20 protein-coding genes are annotated in these 17,972 nt (G+C 33.9%); 9 read left to right on the top strand and 11 right to left on the bottom strand.

Annotated elements, in window-relative coordinates:
* Positions 1–684: 684 nt before the first annotated feature.
* Both ACEN2N_RS12345 and ACEN2N_RS12350 read right to left on the bottom strand, forming a co-directional pair.
* Positions 685–1,242, bottom strand: a complete 558-nt coding sequence (locus tag ACEN2N_RS12345; RefSeq protein WP_441824614.1) for a hypothetical protein — start codon at positions 1,240–1,242, stop codon at positions 685–687.
* A gap of 21 nt (positions 1,243–1,263) precedes the next feature.
* Positions 1,264–1,404: a hypothetical protein gene (locus ACEN2N_RS12350; RefSeq protein ID WP_441824615.1), complete on the bottom strand. Its 141-nt coding sequence runs from the start codon at positions 1,402–1,404 to the stop codon at positions 1,264–1,266.
* 307 nt (positions 1,405–1,711) lie between these two features.
* On the opposite strand from ACEN2N_RS12350, the gene ACEN2N_RS12355 reads away from it, so the two are divergent.
* Both ACEN2N_RS12355 and ACEN2N_RS12360 read left to right on the top strand, forming a co-directional pair.
* Positions 1,712–2,446 (top strand): LytR/AlgR family response regulator transcription factor, encoded by a 735-nt coding sequence (locus ACEN2N_RS12355; protein WP_441824616.1) that lies wholly within the window; start codon positions 1,712–1,714, stop codon positions 2,444–2,446.
* Positions 2,447–2,535: 89 nt separating this feature from the next.
* A complete protein-coding gene (locus ACEN2N_RS12360; RefSeq protein WP_441824617.1) occupies positions 2,536–4,437 on the top strand; it encodes a tetratricopeptide repeat-containing sensor histidine kinase in 1,902 nt (633 codons plus the stop codon).
* Here ACEN2N_RS12360 and ACEN2N_RS12365 read toward each other — a convergent pair.
* Entirely contained in the window at positions 4,430–4,999 is a 570-nt protein-coding gene (locus ACEN2N_RS12365) for a DUF3109 family protein (protein ID WP_424004364.1), read from the bottom strand. The genes ACEN2N_RS12360 and ACEN2N_RS12365 overlap by 8 nt on opposite strands.
* A 115-nt stretch (positions 5,000–5,114) precedes the next feature.
* On the opposite strand from ACEN2N_RS12365, the gene ACEN2N_RS12370 reads away from it, so the two are divergent.
* Together ACEN2N_RS12370 and ACEN2N_RS12375 are read left to right on the top strand one after the other, a co-directional pair.
* Positions 5,115–5,693 (top strand): MarC family protein, encoded by a 579-nt coding sequence (locus ACEN2N_RS12370; RefSeq protein WP_133685993.1) that lies wholly within the window; start codon positions 5,115–5,117, stop codon positions 5,691–5,693.
* A gap of 36 nt (positions 5,694–5,729) precedes the next feature.
* A complete protein-coding gene (locus ACEN2N_RS12375) occupies positions 5,730–5,933 on the top strand; it encodes a hypothetical protein (protein WP_424004362.1) in 204 nt (67 codons plus the stop codon).
* On the opposite strand, the gene ACEN2N_RS12380 is transcribed toward ACEN2N_RS12375, so the two are convergent.
* The 4 genes from ACEN2N_RS12380 to ACEN2N_RS12395 all read right to left on the bottom strand — a co-directional run bounded on the left by ACEN2N_RS12380 (position 5,930) and on the right by ACEN2N_RS12395 (position 9,443).
* Positions 5,930–7,555, bottom strand: a complete 1,626-nt coding sequence (locus tag ACEN2N_RS12380; RefSeq protein ID WP_424004461.1) for a S41 family peptidase — start codon at positions 7,553–7,555, stop codon at positions 5,930–5,932. The genes ACEN2N_RS12375 and ACEN2N_RS12380 overlap by 4 nt on opposite strands.
* Before the next feature lie 14 nt (positions 7,556–7,569).
* On the bottom strand, positions 7,570–8,007 hold the full coding sequence (locus ACEN2N_RS12385) for a deoxycytidylate deaminase (protein WP_424004360.1): 438 nt from the start codon (positions 8,005–8,007) through the stop codon (positions 7,570–7,572).
* A gap of 85 nt (positions 8,008–8,092) precedes the next feature.
* Positions 8,093–8,677 (bottom strand): HupE/UreJ family protein, encoded by a 585-nt coding sequence (locus tag ACEN2N_RS12390; protein WP_441824618.1) that lies wholly within the window; start codon positions 8,675–8,677, stop codon positions 8,093–8,095.
* Positions 8,678–8,702: 25 nt separating this feature from the next.
* Positions 8,703–9,443, bottom strand: a complete 741-nt coding sequence (locus tag ACEN2N_RS12395; protein WP_441824619.1) for a TerB family tellurite resistance protein — start codon at positions 9,441–9,443, stop codon at positions 8,703–8,705.
* Positions 9,444–9,573: 130 nt separating this feature from the next.
* On the opposite strand from ACEN2N_RS12395, the gene ACEN2N_RS12400 reads away from it, so the two are divergent.
* From ACEN2N_RS12400 to ACEN2N_RS12410, 3 genes are all read left to right on the top strand, one after another.
* Entirely contained in the window at positions 9,574–9,984 is a 411-nt protein-coding gene (locus tag ACEN2N_RS12400; protein WP_291788363.1) for a BrxA/BrxB family bacilliredoxin, read from the top strand.
* 80 nt (positions 9,985–10,064) lie between these two features.
* Entirely contained in the window at positions 10,065–10,802 is a 738-nt protein-coding gene (locus ACEN2N_RS12405) for a lysophospholipid acyltransferase family protein (RefSeq protein WP_441824620.1), read from the top strand.
* Positions 10,799–11,485, top strand: a complete 687-nt coding sequence (locus ACEN2N_RS12410) for an HD domain-containing protein (RefSeq protein WP_441824621.1) — start codon at positions 10,799–10,801, stop codon at positions 11,483–11,485. Before ACEN2N_RS12405 ends, ACEN2N_RS12410 begins: the two co-directional genes overlap by 4 nt.
* Before the next feature lie 88 nt (positions 11,486–11,573).
* Here the strand turns inward: ACEN2N_RS12410 and ACEN2N_RS12415 are convergent, their stop codons facing one another.
* On the bottom strand, positions 11,574–12,974 hold the full coding sequence (locus ACEN2N_RS12415; RefSeq protein WP_441824622.1) for a glycosyltransferase: 1,401 nt from the start codon (positions 12,972–12,974) through the stop codon (positions 11,574–11,576).
* A 280-nt stretch (positions 12,975–13,254) separates the two neighbouring features.
* On the opposite strand from ACEN2N_RS12415, the gene ACEN2N_RS12420 reads away from it, so the two are divergent.
* Positions 13,255–13,689 carry an endo-arabinase gene (locus ACEN2N_RS12420; RefSeq protein ID WP_441824623.1) on the top strand — a complete coding sequence of 145 codons (435 nt, stop codon included), beginning with the start codon at positions 13,255–13,257 and terminating at the stop codon, positions 13,687–13,689.
* Positions 13,690–13,801: 112 nt separating this feature from the next.
* Here ACEN2N_RS12420 and ACEN2N_RS12425 read toward each other — a convergent pair whose 3' ends face one another.
* A complete protein-coding gene (locus ACEN2N_RS12425; RefSeq protein WP_441824624.1) occupies positions 13,802–14,875 on the bottom strand; it encodes a PA0069 family radical SAM protein in 1,074 nt (357 codons plus the stop codon).
* A gap of 88 nt (positions 14,876–14,963) precedes the next feature.
* Here ACEN2N_RS12425 and ACEN2N_RS12430 point away from each other — a divergent pair, with 88 nt between their 5' ends.
* Entirely contained in the window at positions 14,964–15,620 is a 657-nt protein-coding gene (locus ACEN2N_RS12430) for a hypothetical protein (protein ID WP_441824625.1), read from the top strand.
* On the opposite strand, the gene ACEN2N_RS12435 is transcribed toward ACEN2N_RS12430, so the two are convergent.
* Complete coding sequence (locus ACEN2N_RS12435; protein ID WP_441824626.1) at positions 15,613–17,166, bottom strand: hypothetical protein; 1,554 nt, start codon at positions 17,164–17,166, stop codon at positions 15,613–15,615. The genes ACEN2N_RS12430 and ACEN2N_RS12435 overlap by 8 nt on opposite strands.
* A 17-nt stretch (positions 17,167–17,183) precedes the next feature.
* Positions 17,184–17,966, bottom strand: coding sequence for an enoyl-CoA hydratase/isomerase family protein (locus ACEN2N_RS12440; RefSeq protein ID WP_441824627.1), 783 nt, complete (start codon positions 17,964–17,966; stop codon positions 17,184–17,186).
* Positions 17,967–17,972 lie beyond the last annotated feature (6 nt).

Consider the following 17,972-nt stretch of genomic DNA (forward strand, 5'->3'; position numbering starts at 1 on the left):
TCCAAAAAGGATTTTGCTACGTATATAACTTACACTCCAATACTTAAGCTATGGAAAACTACATCACTTTACTAATGATATACGCTGCAGCGTTGTTATTTACGACTGTATTAAAGCCATATATCAATAAAGATAAATAAGAACCCCCTTACTTAACCTCGGCTTTGCCGTATATAAAAAAGATCCCTATTTGGGGTCTTTTTTATTCTCTTCGTTAAATTATATTTCAAAAAGGTCACATTAAGAATCTTTATCTGCTAGCCATTATTTAGCTCAAGACATCATTCCTTTTTATTTCTTGTGGAAATTTTCGCCCTAGACTTAATGAAGCCAATGTGATTTGTTATAAGACCCTACTCCAAGTAATTAAAATAATATCTCTAAAGTATTTGAAAAAACATTACTAATCCGGAGTTTAAGTTAGAGAATACAGAAACATTATTAATGTTTTTGAAATCAACTGAAGATGAAAAATTGACATTTAAATTGTCACTTGAAATAAAAAATGTACGGTCCCACTAATGCTTCTATTATGAAAAATGCCCACCAAGTCTAATAAAGGTAGTTCCCCCGAAACCTTTTCTTAGAATGTAATTCTACGACGAATCGTAGTTATACTATTTTGGCGCTCAAACATTAGATATAAGATAACATACACTACCCTATAAAGAACCGTACTAAATTTTAAACTTTTATATCAGCATTAAAAAAACCTTTGACATTCAAAGATTCTCCATTTGCATTTTCTAATTGTACTTCTAACCTACCATCGACATGGTCAGAATAATATTCGGTGATAATTATATCACCAGATTTTATAAAGAAAGGTAATTCACTAATACTACCTAAATCTGCAAAACCATACACACCGCTAAACTTATTTAGTAAACGGTCTAAATTTTTTATTTTATGTACACCTACCGGCACACCGTGATGCTTTTTTGTTTTAGAAGCTATAATAAATTCTAAATTCTGCATCTTTACATTATCCCCAGAAGTAAAATTCAATAACAATTTGTTAATCGAATTACCGAATTTATCTTCCTCAATACTATTTTCAAAGGTTGCCAAACCTTCTAGTTGAAAACTTAATTGGCCATTAATAGTAAAACTATAAGTGCCATTTTCAACTTTTAATGTAGCTACATCACCTTTAGACCCACCAGCAAGTAAAAAAAAAGGTACAATACCGAAAAAAAACATTTTCAATGATTTGCCTATAACCTGAAATATCTTAAGCATAGTTGTAAGAATTAGTTATAGTCATGGTCTGTCAATATTTTGATTCTGAACCTCTATCACTACGGTCATATTTTCATTTAAACCGTCTTCATCTTTCATAAACTGCGATGCGACCAATAAAGCCACTATAAATAATGCTAACATTATACCGCACTTTTTCATGTTAATTTCATTTATAACATACTGAAGTTCTTTGCTAAAGATAATTTTAAGCTGAAAAAGCATAGATCTATATTGTATAACCTGTATCTTTTTATGTATAATCGGAACACGAAATTCTCACAAAATTGAAGGAGAATCATTTTTGTAATCTTTTTCCTTCTAAAAGTGATGATTCGAAAAGCTTACACACCTTTAACTCTTTACATACCGATTACACTAAAATTACATCCATTGATACAAAATAGTAGTGGAAAGCCCCACATACCCGTAAATTTTCATAACTTTCTAACTTGATACCCGATCTTTTATGCTACAAGCTGTTATCGTTGATGATGAAATTAAAGCACTACAAAGCTTAACCTGGGAGCTTACAAATTTCAGCGATGAAATAAATGTAATAGCATCGTTTACCAACCCAAACGAAGCACTTTCATATTTAGAAAAAAATACCCCAGACTGTCTTTTTTTAGATATCGAAATGCCCACCATGGATGGTTTTCAGTTCATTAGAAAACTCACCAACAAGAATTTTCCTGTTGTAATTACTACTGCCTATAATCAATACGCCTTAAAAGCTATCAAAAGCCAAGCGTTAGATTATCTTTTAAAACCAATCGATACCGACGATTTAGAAGAGACTATTGTAAAAATCAAAAAATTCAATAGCAAAAATTTTTCTGTTGAAAAGTTAGAAAAGGCACTCTTAAATTATAATTCTAGATCGGTACATAAACGTATTACGCTGAATACCGATGGTAAATTGTTATTTTTAGAGAGTGATGAAATTTTATATGCCGAATCTGATGGTAATTACAGTACCATATTTTTAACTGACGGTCAAAAAATAGTACTTACCAAAAAATTAAAGGAAGTCAACGAATTACTCCCGGCAGATTCTTTTTTTAGAATTCATAATTCGTACATTATCAATCTAAATAAAATAAAAGAATTCTTGAAAACAGATGGTTATGTGGTATTAAAATCAAATCATAAAATACCAGTATCTAGACAAAAGAAATCTGATTTTTTAGACATGCTGTAGTCCTTCTAAAGACCTTTCTCGCATAAATCTTAAGCTTACTTTTAAAAATTATAGTGTATAAATTAAAGTTCAAATTTCTATTTTTATTCTTGTACATATTAGTGCTATCACACCATAGTTACTCTCAAGATATACCCGGAAATTTAAAAGGTATAGTAGATAGCCTGCTTTCAAAAATTCCGAAAGACTATCAACAGATACAAACGATTTTAGCTCCATTTAATAATGACAGCATTGCTTTGCGCTACATAGAACAAAGAAGTACAACTAAAAAATATCTTTCTGGCGAAACCTACGCATTAATTGAATTAGGTAATATATATCGAGAGTTAGCTATTTACCCGAAAGCCCTTGAACTATATCAAAAAGCTTTAGAAAGATCGACTGAAGCTGATAATATTGAATTTAGGGTATATGCTTTAAATATGTTAAGTACGGTTTATAGACGTACAGATGCCGTGAAATCGGCATTAGATTACAGCCAAGAAGCATTAGAATTAGCCGAAACTGTCATTGAACCTAATATCGAATTAAAAAAAAGCATCACCATTTCTTTAAATACCATTGGCGGAATCTACCAAATGCTAGAACAGTACGATTTGGCCATCGAGAAATATGAAAGATCGATGGCTCTTCAAAAAGAATTGGAAGATAAACAAGGACTTGCCATTAGCCATCAAAATTTAGGCGAATGTTATGAGTTTCAGGGAAAGCTTGAACCAGCTTTAAAAAATTTCAGAAAAGCACTTGTTTATAATGAAATAATTGATTCTAATCGCGGAAAAATCATATGCAATTATAGTATAGCCCATGTCTATGTTCACATGGGCAAGATCCAAGAGGCAATCACAATTTTAGAGAATAATCTACTAAAAGCTATTTCTCTTAGTGATCAAAAAATTATAACCACTATCTATATAAACTTAGGATGGGCATTAATACGCTTAGGAGATTATGATGCAGCAGAAACAAATTTAGAGTCTGGTTTAAGCCTGGCAACAACAAATGAATTCAATTCAGAAATAGCGGAAGCTAACAAATTCTTATCTGAACTTTGGATAAAACGAGATGACTACCAGAAAGGTATGATTTATTTTAAAGAATCTAGAAAATACGAAGAACGCATTACCAACTCTCTAAATCTACGTTATGTAAATGATATGATTTTGCGTTACGAATCTCAAATAAGAGCCAATCAATTAGAGCGGTTAGCTGAAGAAAATGAATCGGTAAGGTTAAAGTTAAAGAATAATAGAACCATGCTTCTTATCATTGGTATCTTCTTAATCTTACTTGTAGGCATTTTGTATATTCTATATAGACAAAGTCAATTAAATGCCGAGAAAAAACTGTTGACATTAGAGCAGAGTATGTTGCGCAGTCAAATGAATCCACATTTTTTGTTCAATTCTTTAAATTCGATAAAATTATATATCATTAATAATGAGAAAAAGAATGCGGTACACTACCTAAACAAGTTCTCTAAGTTGGTGCGTAAAATTTTAGAAGCATCATCGCAGCGAGAAATCTCATTAGCAGAAGAATTAGAAACAGTAGCACTCTATATGAACATTGAAAATATTAGATTTTCAAATGAAATCAATTTCGTTATTGATATAAAAGATGATATCGATACTCATAATATAAAAATCCCTTCATTAATTCTTCAACCATTTTTAGAAAATGCCCTGTGGCATGGGTTATCATCTAAAGATGGAGCGAAAAATATTGACTTGGTCGTAAAAAAAGGTAAAAGTGGCTTCATTGAAATAATCATTACCGATAATGGTGTGGGTCGAGATGCCGCAGAAAAAATAAAGGACAGTAAAGTTCTTAAAAGAAAGTCAGTAGGTATTGATATTACCAAAGAGCGATTGGCAAATTTTTCTCGTGATTACGAAAACTTTTTTCATGTTGACATCATTGATAAATTCGATGACGATACTAACGCTATCGGTACGCAGATCGTTATATATATCCCGACTATTTAAGATGATCTTTTGCGACCTCCTCTAATTCATTATACCAAGGTTCACCGAATTTTCTAATTAAGGCTTCTTTTACAAATTTGTAAACAGGCACCTTTAATTCTTCACCTAAAGCACATGCAGGATCACATATTTGCCACTTATGGTAATTTACAGCAGTTAGTTCGGTATATTCTCGCACTCGAATAGGGTACAAATGACAAGATACAGGTTTTTTCCACTTAATTTTACCTTGGTTGTAAGCCTCTTCAATACCGCATTTGGCAATTTTTTTATCATCAAAAATGACATAAGCACACTCGCTGCCATTTACTAGCGGTGTTTCCCATTCACCGTCTTCACCCTTAACAAAAGCACCTTCTTTTTCAATAACGGCAATACCTTCTGGTCTCAAAAATGGTTTTACTTTGGCGTAGATATCTACCATGATTTCGGTTTCAGCATCTTCGACAGGTGCACCCGCCTCACCATCAACACAGCAGCCACCTTTACAAGCGCTAAGGTTGCAAACAAAATCTCTCTCGATTATTTCTTCAGATACTATGGTTTTCCCTAATTGAAACATGACCTAATTTAAAGGGCGCAAGATACATTTTTTAAAAGGCATTGGTCTTAGAATATTTTAAGAATAAACATCTAAGTGCGTATTTATAAACGTAAATTTGCAAAAAATTTGAAGGATGGAGTTTCATTTTGATTTAAGAGAGATCGCTACCGCTAGTATGGTACTATTTGCCGTTATTGATATTTTGGGTAGTATTCCTATTATCATTGGGCTTAGAAAAAAAGTAGGTCACATTCAATCTGAAAAGGCATCTGTTGTAGCAGCCGTTATTATGGTAGCATTTTTATTTCTTGGAGAAGAAATCTTAAACCTAATAGGCATCGATGTAAATTCATTTGCCGTTGCCGGTGCATTCATCATATTCTTTTTAGCGATTGAAATGATTTTAGGTATTCAATTATACAAAGATGATGAGCCGGAAAGTGCTTCTATTGTACCAATTGCATTCCCGTTAATTGCAGGTGCCGGTACACTTACCTCTTTACTGTCGTTAAGAGCTGAATATTTTGTAGAAAATATTATTGTGGCTATCATCATTAACATCATCTTCGTTTTTATAGTTCTAAAATCATCTGTAAAAATTGAAAAGATGTTAGGTAAAAACGGAGTAAACGTAATTAGAAAAGTGTTTGGTGTTATTCTTATGGCAATTGCTGTTAAATTATTCGCAGCTAACATTAATCAGCTTTTTTAGACCACTAGAAGGTTGTATTTTTATAAAAACAAGTTTATGAGCAAGACATTATCCATAATTTTTATAGTAGTTGCAATAGCACTTATAGCCTATAATGTAACACTGGTAAATTTTGCCGACCCTTTTGAAAAAAATAGTACTATCGCATTGATTGGCATTATGGCTTCTTTATGCGCTATTGTACTTCTTTTGGTATTCGTTACCAGTAAGAAGATTCAAGATAAGATGAAAAATGATTAATTAATGGCTTTAATTACACCAGATGCTTGTTGCTGAATTCCAGCACCATCTAATTCTAATACTTTTTGAAGCATTAAATCATCATCAGCCTTTATTTTTGCGTGAATATTGGTATTAAACAACTGTTCGGCAATATTCGCTTTTAAATATCTTTTGATGCTTTGCTCATAATCGTAGAAATTCATTCTTAGATTTCTATCTACAGAGTATTGTACAAACCTTTCAAAAAGAATATCATCTACTTTAAAATCGTTTACAAATTCTTCTTGGGTATATTGAGCATATCTTTCTCTATCCTCATCTAAATGTTCAAATACGAAAAAGGATAAAAATCCTAAATTATCCATACTCTCAACAGCTTCCTCCTCATTGCTGCCGATAGGTACAAATACATCAGGTATAATACCGCCACCGCCATATACCACTTTTCCTTTCGGAGTGGTAAACTTCAATGAGTCTGCTACTTTAATACTATCAACAGAGATCATTTCTCCGCTATGAAATCTATCTGTAAAACGTTGATAGTAATCTTTAGTACCGTTGGCATAAGTTTTTTGAATACTTCTACCAGTAGGTGTGTAATATCTAGAAACTGTAAGTCTAACAGCCGAGCCATCGCCTAAAGCCATTTCTCGTTGCACCAGACCTTTACCGAACGAACGTCTACCAACAATGGTACCTACATCATTATCTTGCAAAGCACCAGCTACAATTTCACTAGCAGAAGCAGACCTTTCATTGATGAGCACATAAATTGGTTTATCTTCAAAGCTACCTTCATCGGTCGCAAAGCTCTTATTGATTTTTCCTTTTTTATTTTTAGTAAACAAGATTAGCTTACCGTCTTCTAAAAATTCATCTGCCATTTCTTCGGCCATACCTAAATAGCCGCCTGGGTTATCCCTTAAATCGAGCACTAATTTTTTGGCGCCGCGTTTCTGTAAATTCACCAAGGCATCTTTAAATTCTTTATAAGTAGATTCTGCAAAGCGATTTACTTTTATATACCCAATGTCTTTGGTAAGCATATAAAAGGCATCAACACTTTTTAAAGGAACTATACCACGCTTTACCTTAACCTTGAATGTGCGATTTTCAGACTTTCTAAAAACAGTAAGATCAAGAGATGTACCCTCTTTGCCTTTTAATTTTTCTACAATAACCTCGCTCGGGAAGTCTTTGCCGTAAAGCGTATCATTATCAGCCATTAGAATACGATCACCAGGTAAAATTCCTTTAACGAAACTTGGACCATCTTTGACCGTTTTTATAACGGCAATAGTATCTTGATAGGCATAAAAGTTAATACCTATACCTACAAAATCGCCTTTCATATTTTCGGTTACCCCAGACATTTCTTTTTCAGAAATATATACGGAATGCGGGTCGAGTTTTTCTAGAATACTATTAACGGTAACATCAACAATACTATCTGTGTTTACATCATCTACATATTCATAGTCGATATAATCTATAAGTCTGTTGAGTTTGTCTTTTTTAGAATTCGTAGAAAATAAACGTTCTGGAGAGTCATTAAAATTCAGTTTTCCGCCAACAAAAAACCCTAATGCAAGCGCAGAAGCGATAATTAGTGGTAGAAGAGAACTGTATTTTTTATTCATCATTATTATTAACGTTAATTAGCCACATTTATTTCTGGCATATGCTGTAATTCAACTCCCGCTTTGGCTAAAAATTGCAATCCCGAATCATCTTTGTATCCTACTTGATATACTACACGTTTAATGCCAGACTGATGAATTAACTTACTACATTCTCTACAAGGCGACAACGTAATGTACAAAGTGGCCCCTTGGCAAGATTGTGTAGAACTAGCGACTTTAAGTATTGCATTGGCTTCGGCATGTAAAACATACCATTTGGTATACCCATCTTCATCTTCACAGTAATTTTCGAATCCGGTTGGTGTACCGTTATATCCGTCAGAAATAATCATTCTATCTTTTACGATAATGGCGCCTACTTGTTTTCGCTTACATGAAGAAAGCATACCCCATTCTTTGGCCATTCTTAAATAGGCCCTATCATACTTTAATTGTTTTTCTTTCTTCATTTATAGTACATATTAACTAAGTACATAAGCCTAAGGTACCTGCTTTGTGCAGTACCCACAATGCCTTAGGCTAAATTTTAACAATCTAAAAAGGAAATGTTTCATATAACAAGGGCAGGGTAATTAGAACTATTAAAACACTACCAACTGTTATGAATAAGCTTTGCTTGACTTTTAAAATGTTTTGTATTACATAAGCCAAAATCAAAACTAATAGAACAATAACTACTTGAGACAATTCGATCCCGCCAGCAAAGCCTAATAATGGTGCTAGTTTATCTTCCTCTCCCATAATCAACATTTTAAAATAATTAGAGAATCCGAATCCGTGTACTAGCCCAAAAATACCCGTGGCTATTACATGAAACCATATTGTAATATCTTCTTTTTGATCATTGCTATCCACTAAATTAAATAGCGCGGTACTTACTATGGTAACAGGAATCAAAAACTCGATCCAACTAGCTTCTATCACCATAATCTCATACACAGAGAATACCAGTGCCAAGCAATGTGTAAAGGTAAAAACTGTAGCTAAAAGCAAAACATTCTTCCAACTTTTAAAAGTAAAAGGTAGTGCTAGGGCAGTTAAAAATAATATATGATCATACGCATTTATGTCTAAAACATGATACAGACCCAATTCTATATAAAACCAAAATTCTTGCATGCTAATACATCTAAAAAATTCCCTTTTAATTTAAACCGCGTTCTTTTTGAATAGTCTCATAGGCGGCTTTTACCTGCTTAAACTTTTCTTCAGCACCTTTTTTAATGGCTTCATCTTTGGTATTCACCCTGTCTGGATGATATTTTTTAGCCATTTCTCTGTATGCCTTTTTTACCTCGGCATCTGTAGCTGATTTTTCAACATCCAAAATTTTATAAGAGTTGTTTGCCGATTTTACGAACATGGCTTTTATACTATCAAATTCATTAAGCGAAACTCTTAGGTAACCTGCTATCTCTCGAATTTTTTGAATTTCGGGATTACTAATGCTACCATCTGCCTGAGCAATACCAAATAAAAAGTGAAGCAACTGCAAGCGAACCTCGTAACGGGTGCGCTGTGCCAAAAACGTACAAACGTTCTGTGCAGATATTTGTCCTTTCTTATTTATTTCATTGAAACTTCTAAAAATGGCATTCGCCTTGTCTTTACCATATGTACTTACAAAATACTGGCGTACATAATCCATTTCTGACTGACTCACTTGTCCGTCTGCCTTAATTACCAAAGAACATAAAGAAAGTAAATTCAGCTCAAAATCTGCTGCTGTTACATTTGGTCTTGTATAATCTTCAAATACACTGCGTGCCTTGCCTTTACTCGGACCAAAAAAATTATCTATTATACTACCGGCAAAAAAGCCCAAGATAGCTCCAGACAAACCTCTTAAAAAAAAGCCTACTACAGCTCCCAACCATTTAATCATTTCGTATTCTCAATTTTGCCAAAGATAAAATAATACCGACAGAAAGTTAGGCCAATGAAAAGTTAAGGTCTGAAGCTGTACTACGACTAATTGAGTATCTTTGTAATAGTTTAATTAAAATAACAAGAATATGTACCCTGCGGAATTAGTAAAACCAATGAGAGATGATCTGGCCTCTGCCGGATTTGAAGAATTATATACAGCAGATGCAGTAGCAAATGCCATCAATAAAGAAGGAACAACTTTAGTAGTTGTTAACTCTGTTTGTGGTTGTGCAGCGGCAAATGCAAGACCTGCAGCAAAAATGAGCTTGCAGAACGATAAAAAACCAGACTTTGCAGTAACTGTATTTGCTGGTGTAGATAAAGAAGCTGTTGACGCGGCAAGAAATCTTATGATTCCTTTCCCTCCTTCTTCTCCTTCTATGGCTTTATTCAAAAATGGCGAGTTAGTTCATATGATCGAACGTCACCACATTGAAGGTAGACCAGCTGAAATGATTGCTCAGAATTTAGCACAGGCTTACGACGAGTTTTGCTAGATTTTACAGTCTAAGCTATTTTCTTACAAAATAATAGGATTAAAAAACCGCTCTAATTGAGCGGTTTTTTATTTTTGTGTATGCAGAAATTGCTTTCTTACATTATAACTCCCTTTTTTTTCGTGGCATTTGGGCTGTGCCTCCTTATTTTTCACCCCATTCAATGGATCGGGTTTAAGATATTTGGATACAGCGGATTAAAACCATCTGTCAGCAAATTGAATTATTGCTTAATGCGAAGTACCAATATTCTCGGTACGACTTACCGCTTTACCAATAACTTTGATTTACCAACAAACAGACCATTGATTATTGTAACCAATCATCAAAGTATGTACGATATACCACCACTTATTTGGTATATGCGTAAACACCATCCAAAATTTGTTAGTAAAAAGGAATTGGGCAAAGGCATACCGAGTGTATCATTTAACCTTGTTCATGGCGGTTCTGTTTTAATTGACAGAAACGATGGCAAATCGGCCATTATGGAGATAGGAAAACTTGGTACCTATATTGAAGAACATAAAAGAAGTGCAGTCATTTTTCCGGAAGGAACAAGAAGTAGAGACGGACACCCAAAACCATTTAAACCGATGGGACTTAAGATGCTTCTTAAAAAAGCTCCGTCTGCATTAATTGTACCTATTAGTATTAATAATTCATGGAAATTGGTTCGCTTCGGACAATTTCCGATGGGTTTAGGCGCCAAGGTTCGACTAGAGGTTCAACAACCTTTAGAAAATACAGGCAATTTAGACGAACTCATTGCACAAATAGAAGCATCCGTAGTTAACGGAGTAAATTCCTTTAAATGACCAATTCAGAAATTGTAGAAGAAACCATAACCTTTGTCAAAGAAACTTTAAAAAATGCCGAGGGTGGACACGATTGGTTTCACATACAGCGCGTATTCAATAATAGCATGTTAATTGCAAAAGATGAAGATGAAGATGATGTAAACCTCTTGGTCGTTAGTCTTGGTGCATTGCTTCATGATATTGCAGATGCTAAATTTAATGATGGTGATGAATCTTTGGGTCCGAAAATGGCAGAGAATTTTTTATTAAGTCTGGGTGTACCTAAAAGAACCATTAATCACGTCACCAATATCATCAAATACAGTTCATTTAAAACCAGTTTAACCGATGGAAAGATGAAGAAGAAGCTATTCTCGTCTAAAGAGCTTAAAGTGGTACAAGACGCCGACCGTTTAGATGCCATAGGTGCCATTGGTATTGCCCGTGCATTTAATTATGGTGGCTTTAAAAATAGGGCACTTTATGACCCTAGTATATCGCCTAATTTAGAAATGAGCAAAGAAGAGTATAAAAAGTCTGAAGCACCTACTTTGAATCATTTTTATGAAAAGCTCTTATTGCTAAAAGATAAAATGAACACAGAAACAGGCAAGCGATTGGCTGAAGAAAGACACCAATATATGATTGATTTTTTAGAGCAATTTTATCAAGAGTGGAATCCTTTAAAAAATTTAAGTTAAATTTAGAGAACAGTTCAACAACATCAAACCATTAAAAAAGGGTCTCCATTTACATGGAGACCCTTTTTACATTTTATATATTTTACTACTACTTCTGTGGCAACTCTCTAGTTAACCAACCACTTCTACTGGCTGTTACAATTGCATAAGGTGTGATCCAGAAAAGACCGAAGGTGAAAAGCACGCTGTAAGAATATGCCCATATAGACTCAGAAAACGAGTATCTTTTAGCATAGAACAATACTGGAAAAGTTGATAAAACCAATATACTTACAAAAGTAGAACTTAAGAATAATAATGGATGTGTAAGTACAAATACTAACATGAATAACACAAATGGGTAGCAAAGTACAATTCTTGAAAATTGGCTAAAGAACAATAATCTTGTACCTGCTTTTGGTCCTTTTCTAAAGTTAGTAAATACATATTTAGACATTTGAATGTTCTCACGTACATTACTTCTACCCCATCTAATAAACATTTTGTAAAGTCCCTTATATTTTTCAGGAACATTAGTATAAGCAAATGCATTTCTTTGAAACAATACGTGGAAACCTTGCTTTAAAATCATGTTCGTCATAGCTCTATCTTCACCAATATCTGAAGCTTGACCCATAAACGTTTGATTGATCCACTGATCTAAACAACCGAATACTGCAGTAGCTCTGTAGGCTGCTAAAGCACCAGGAGTACATAAAACTGAATTTAACGTACTTTCAGAAGAACGAACGAACTCAAAACTTAATGCGAAACTTACGTCTAACATTTTAGGTAAAATCTTGTCATTATTCAAAACCCTAATGTTACCTGCAACAGCACCACAATTCTTATCTACAATGAACGGACTAACTAAATTTCTTAAGGTGTCTTTATCAACAATAGAATCACTATCAACGGTTACGAATATTTCACCTGTACCTTCATTAAATCCTCTGTACAATGCGTGACGCTTACCCATGTTCTTTGGTTGCTGACAAATAGAAACTCTATCACCTAATTCTTTCTTGGCTTCTTTCATCCAGTTCCAAGTATCATCTTTGCTACCATCATCGATAGCTAATAATTGTATTTTGTGTTCTGGATAATCACTATCGGCTAAACTTTTCAAAGTTGCCCATACTTGTTTACCTTCATTATATGCTGGTACAATTACCGTAACGGTTGGTAATTCTTCATTAGAAACAGAAGGGATAGCCTTATACTTTAAAAATCTGATAAAAGTATAAATGAAGAACGTCAATTTAAAAACAAAAAAAGCAGCGGCTACGATCATAAAAATTAATCCGATCATAGTGCTTCTTCTCTCTAAATGTAATTGAGTGAAGTCATTTTGTAATATGTATGCTAAATAAGCTGAACCAAACATTAGCACAAATGTGCTACCCATTACAAAAATACCCCATGCATTGGCATTTTCAATTAGATGTTTAAGTCTTGAGAAGAAAGACTTCTTCTCTGATTTCTCGGTATTTTCTTTTAATGTTTTCATTTCGTTTTTGGTAGTATTCTTGGTTTTCAGAAATAGTGCTCGTATTTATTTCTTCTCCCTATCTACGCTAAGAAGTATCTTTTGGATTTTATTTTAACAAAACTTTCTAAAGAAATTTTTTAACTATACCTATTGCACGCTTTTTTAAATTCATCTGCTAATTTAAAACCTTAATTTTTTGACTTATTTATAATATTTACCTCGTTTTCATATAGTTAAATTAATCATTTAAGAAATAGTCATATTTCACCTATATTTAAATAACTCAAATAAATTTCCCATGAAATACGTTTTTCTAGTTCTACTTTTCTCCATGACTTTTAGTTACGCACAAACTGATGAAGAGGCAATTATTTCACTTTTAGAGAGAGAATCTTCTTCATGGCGTTCAGGTGATGTTGAAGCACATGCTTCTTGCTGGTCCATTCAACCCTATAGTAGAATTTTTGTTTCTATGGCAGATGGGAATAGTATAGATGTACCACCGGCAATGATGATCAATCCACCTGAACATTTGGTTGGTAAAGGCGGGACATCTAAAAATTCTAATTATAAAATGAATATAAGTGGCAATAACGCTTGGGTTACTCATGACGAGGAATCTACCACTACTGATGGCGTCACCAATTACACTTACGAAATGCGGATTCTAGAGAAAATTGATGGCAACTGGAAACTCGTTGGGCAATCAATACACCCCAGAAAAATGAAATAAGTATTAAACTCCTCGACCCAAGAGCGTGAGATATACTTCTGAACTGATATTTTAAGGTACGCCTGAACGATACGTCAAGTAAGCCTCAATTAATTAGACCATCAATGAAGGATTAAAATAACTTCAACTGCCCATCTTTATAAGCTTCATGTAAAGTAGTATTTAGTTTTGGAAATGTTTTACCTTCAAAATATTTACGTTTCGCCAAACGTACCATATCATGAATTTGAGTAGCAATTATACCGTCACCCCTACTTCTTAATCCAAATCTGCTATCGTTTAATCTACCGCCATGGCATTCTTGAATTTGATGCAATACCTTTTCCGCTTTATCAGGCAACGTTTTGCGGATCCAATCTGTAAATATTTCACCTATTGCTCCGTTTAATCTTACCACGGTAAATGCTATAGATAAAGCACCATTCTCTGATACTGCTTTTGCCAAATTCAAAATCTCGTGACTATTGATGCCCGGTATAATTGGCGCTAACATTGCATTTACAGGAATTCCATTTTCAGACAATACTTTTATGGCTTCCAATCGTTTCTTAATGGTAGTAGTTCTAGGCTCTAATATTCTTCTTGTTTCTTCAGATAATGAAGTGACGGAAATATTGACACCGATTAATCCATATTCATTCAGTTCTTTTAGAATATCCAAATCACGCAAAATCAAAGCGTTTTTGGTTATGATACCCACCGGATGCCTATATTTTAAGAAGATTTCTAAACACTTACGGGTTAACTGAAATTCTTGCTCTGCAGGTTGATAGCAATCTGTATTACCTGAAAGCACAATAGTACTAGCCTTCCAACTTTTACTTCTCAATTTAGCTTCTAATAGTTTAGGAGCATCATGTTTTATCAATATTTTCCGCTCAAAATCTAATCCGGCACTATAGCCCCAAAATTCATGGGCATTTCTAGCATAGCAATATATGCAACCATGCTCACAACCTTGGTACATGTTCATGGAATAACTCATACCCACATCAGGACTAGTGACTTTATTCACTATCGTTTTTGGAAAAATAGGAAGGTATTGGGTCTTATTTCTATCGGCAACTTCACCTTCTACTCGGCAGAATTCAAGAAAATCGTCTCTTGTTTCGTAACTATATGCAGAAAATTTATTGCTCGTATTTTTTTGGGCACCTCTTCCTTTCACCGAAGAATTAGAATTCATTAAATAGGATTTAATCCAAAATTATGGAAATTATCCTGTTTAAATATATTTTAATCATTTCAATGCTCTAAATGTCTAATTTGGTAGAATGAAAAGCATATTCCTAGTAGCACTTCTTTTTCTCAGTAATCATTGTTTTGGTCAATTAGGCACACCGAGTCTTTATGGTGAATATGATGTTTTTATCGATGAAGAGTTTAATGATAATATTTTTCATAAAATAACTTTCGGCTCTGAATTGACTTCATTCAAATTTATTGCTCCTGAGTTTGATGTTTCATACTATTATGGCTTAAACTCACAAGAAATACTTTATGCTGAACAAACAGGACCACCAACATATACCGCCTATTTAAGTGAACACTTTGAAGGGTTCGTATGGGGGTTTTCACCAAAACTCTTTTACGAAGAAGAAGGTACTCGCGTGGTTTTTATCCCCAAATATCATTTCGGAAAAATACACGCGACAGGTAATTTTTTAGATTCAGATAATCTTAGGCTAGAAAAAAAGATTAAATCGAAAATGTACTATTGGTCTTTTGCTTTAGGCATTGAAGAATCTAAGTGGTCCAACAATGCCACATATGGGTTTTACCTAATATATAATGGCTTGAATGCAGGCAAAACACTAAATGAATTAGACTTTGATGCACAATCATTCACAAAAGACAATTACAATACAAGAACCATAGGTCTTGGCATTAGAATATCTTATAATTTTAAAACACGCAATCAAGTTATTTAACACCCACTTGAACCAATTGCTTTTTTGTACCTCTTTTAGCGTAGAACCTTAATTCATCTTTCTGGTAATCAATATATGGTACAGATACCATTAATGGCAAGCGCGCTTCGGTATCATCAATTACCTTGTTGTATTTCATATGACCGTTTTCGTCTAACCGAATTAAGAACACATTTCTGTTTCTGCTTAAGCCTTGTTTGAACATGATACGATCATCGCTCAGTTGCTGCGGATTCTCTGAAGACGTACTTATAAAAAAGTATGTTGTATTGTTTTTAGTATAAGAACTATATGATGCATAAGCACCATCGCCCTGTGTAACCTCTGTTTTATTTATATTTCTAGCCCAAACCAAATCTCCGGTTGCGCTTAACTTTGCACTGATAATATCATTATGGTGATATCTAGTAACCATAACTCGCCCACCGCTAGAGTTAGATTGTACGCTATTACTTGTAAAATATTCTTCGGCATTAAATAGAATGTTCCCCTCTTTGGTGATATCCATTCCTTTAAACACTAAATCTTTTATCGCCTTATCATCTTCACGCCCAAACTTATCCATCATAAATTGCTCAGAAAACGGATTAAACTTTTCAGACTTCATCTCTAAAGTTCTCGGGTCTAAGTTGAAATAAGAAATTCCGTTATAGCGATTATCTTTTCTATCCGCATAAAAACCGATACAAAGCAATTCATCGCCTCTAAAAATAGGCTTCAATGATTCTGGAAATTTACCCGGAGTATAAAAAGACTGTACATTTCTACCGCTGTTCGAAATTCGAACCATTTCATATTGAAACTTACGCTCAGTAGGATTAAAACGTTTCTTTTTAAAATATGCCTTACCCACCAAATAAACATTCTGCAAATCTTTCGAGAAGACGATATTTTCGAATGCATAATTCTTTTCTTCTACCTCATCAGAAAAATCATGTTCCATTAACTTATTCAAGTTGGCATTGAATACATGAATTGTATGCTGATCAACCTTTCTTTTCTTGTAATGTGTTGTTATGGCAAAAGCCGACTTATCATCATTAAATAAAATAGAGGTTGTAAATCCAGAAGTAAAGTTTCGATTATAAAAATTTCTATCTAAAGGCTGCTCAACGGGATCAGACTCAATAGACAAAATTGTTTCTTTTGTAAATTGAAATTGTGAAAACGGACTTCTATGAACTTCGTATTGGTAACTCTTATTTCTATAATTATACTCTAAAAACAACAAGTACACTTGACCATTACGGACGTAAGCATCTATAAAATTAGCATCTTTCAGCTTATAATTATATTCAGATACTAGTTCTAAATCTTTATTATAATGTTCAATAAAATACCCTTTTGGTTTTAGAATAATACCTGTATAATAGGCACGTACCACAACAGTACCTTCGCTACCATCATCTGCGATAGCAAGCATGTTAGAGTATCTATATTTATCGTGAAATTTTTCGCCAATAGTATATGATACAAGTTCTTCTTGCGCAAAAGAACTAACAACATTAATGAGGAACAAGAATAAGAATGCGCTACGTTTAAACATAACCAATTTGGTTTATGTCATGAACCCGGAAAATTTGCCTTTCTTTTTTCTAAAAATGCAGTAGTACCTTCGGCAAAATCATCTGTACCGAAGCAAGCACCAAAGGCTTCAATTTCCTGCTCATAACCATTTACAGTATTCTTAAAACCAGCATTTACCGCTTTTATTGCATGAGCAATGGCTACAGATGAGTTATTGGTTATTCTTGATATAATTTTATGGCACAACGGCAATAATTCTTCTTGTGTAGTTACATGATTTACCAGACCGTAAGCATGTGCTTGTTCTGCAGTAATCATACCCGCGGTCATAATCATCTCCATAGCTCTACCTTTACCTACTAACTGCGGTAAACGTTGTGTACCACCATAACCAGGTATAACACCTAAAGAAACTTCTGGCAGTCCCATTTTTGCATTATCGCTTGCCACTCTAAAATGACATGCCATTGCCAATTCTAATCCGCCACCTAAAGCGAATCCATTTACTGCTGCAATAACAGGCGTATTTAAATTCTCTACAAAATTGAATAATTGCTTTTGACCTTTTGCCGCTAGCTTCTTTCCTTCCTTTTCACTAAAATCAGAAAACTCTGAAATATCTGCACCCGCTACGAATGCCTTTTCTCCACTACCGGTTAAAATAATGGCTTTAACGCTTTTATCTTTTTGCAACGCTTTAAAAGCTTCTTGCAGCTCGCCAATAGTTTGTTTATTTAATGCATTTAATTTATTCGGACGATTGATCGTCACTATTGCCGTTGTTGCTTCTCTATCTATAAGAATTGTTTCGTATGACATTGTTGT

The sequence above is a fragment of the Maribacter spongiicola genome, from assembly GCF_052119685.1.
Classification (GTDB): domain Bacteria; phylum Bacteroidota; class Bacteroidia; order Flavobacteriales; family Flavobacteriaceae; genus Maribacter; species Maribacter spongiicola_A.

Coding starts and splice junctions, on each gene's coding strand:
- ACEN2N_RS12345 (WP_441824614.1), bottom strand. CDS start 1,242: ATGCTTAAGATATTTCAGGTTATAGGCAAATCATTGAAAATGTTTTTT.
- ACEN2N_RS12350 (WP_441824615.1), bottom strand. CDS start 1,404: ATGAAAAAGTGCGGTATAATGTTAGCATTATTTATAGTGGCTTTATTG.
- ACEN2N_RS12355 (WP_441824616.1), top strand. CDS start 1,712: ATGCTACAAGCTGTTATCGTTGATGATGAAATTAAAGCACTACAAAGC.
- ACEN2N_RS12365 (WP_424004364.1), bottom strand. CDS start 4,999: ATGTTTCAATTAGGGAAAACCATAGTATCTGAAGAAATAATCGAGAGA.
- ACEN2N_RS12370 (WP_133685993.1), top strand. CDS start 5,115: ATGGAGTTTCATTTTGATTTAAGAGAGATCGCTACCGCTAGTATGGTA.
- ACEN2N_RS12375 (WP_424004362.1), top strand. CDS start 5,730: ATGAGCAAGACATTATCCATAATTTTTATAGTAGTTGCAATAGCACTT.
- ACEN2N_RS12380 (WP_424004461.1), bottom strand. CDS start 7,555: ATGAATAAAAAATACAGTTCTCTTCTACCACTAATTATCGCTTCTGCG.
- ACEN2N_RS12385 (WP_424004360.1), bottom strand. CDS start 8,007: ATGAAGAAAGAAAAACAATTAAAGTATGATAGGGCCTATTTAAGAATG.
- ACEN2N_RS12390 (WP_441824618.1), bottom strand. CDS start 8,677: ATGCAAGAATTTTGGTTTTATATAGAATTGGGTCTGTATCATGTTTTA.
- ACEN2N_RS12395 (WP_441824619.1), bottom strand. CDS start 9,443: ATGATTAAATGGTTGGGAGCTGTAGTAGGCTTTTTTTTAAGAGGTTTG.
- ACEN2N_RS12400 (WP_291788363.1), top strand. CDS start 9,574: ATGTACCCTGCGGAATTAGTAAAACCAATGAGAGATGATCTGGCCTCT.
- ACEN2N_RS12405 (WP_441824620.1), top strand. CDS start 10,065: ATGCAGAAATTGCTTTCTTACATTATAACTCCCTTTTTTTTCGTGGCA.
- ACEN2N_RS12410 (WP_441824621.1), top strand. CDS start 10,799: ATGACCAATTCAGAAATTGTAGAAGAAACCATAACCTTTGTCAAAGAA.
- ACEN2N_RS12415 (WP_441824622.1), bottom strand. CDS start 12,974: ATGAAAACATTAAAAGAAAATACCGAGAAATCAGAGAAGAAGTCTTTC.
- ACEN2N_RS12420 (WP_441824623.1), top strand. CDS start 13,255: ATGAAATACGTTTTTCTAGTTCTACTTTTCTCCATGACTTTTAGTTAC.
- ACEN2N_RS12425 (WP_441824624.1), bottom strand. CDS start 14,875: ATGAATTCTAATTCTTCGGTGAAAGGAAGAGGTGCCCAAAAAAATACG.
- ACEN2N_RS12430 (WP_441824625.1), top strand. CDS start 14,964: ATGAAAAGCATATTCCTAGTAGCACTTCTTTTTCTCAGTAATCATTGT.
- ACEN2N_RS12435 (WP_441824626.1), bottom strand. CDS start 17,166: ATGTTTAAACGTAGCGCATTCTTATTCTTGTTCCTCATTAATGTTGTT.
- ACEN2N_RS12440 (WP_441824627.1), bottom strand. CDS start 17,966: ATGTCATACGAAACAATTCTTATAGATAGAGAAGCAACAACGGCAATA.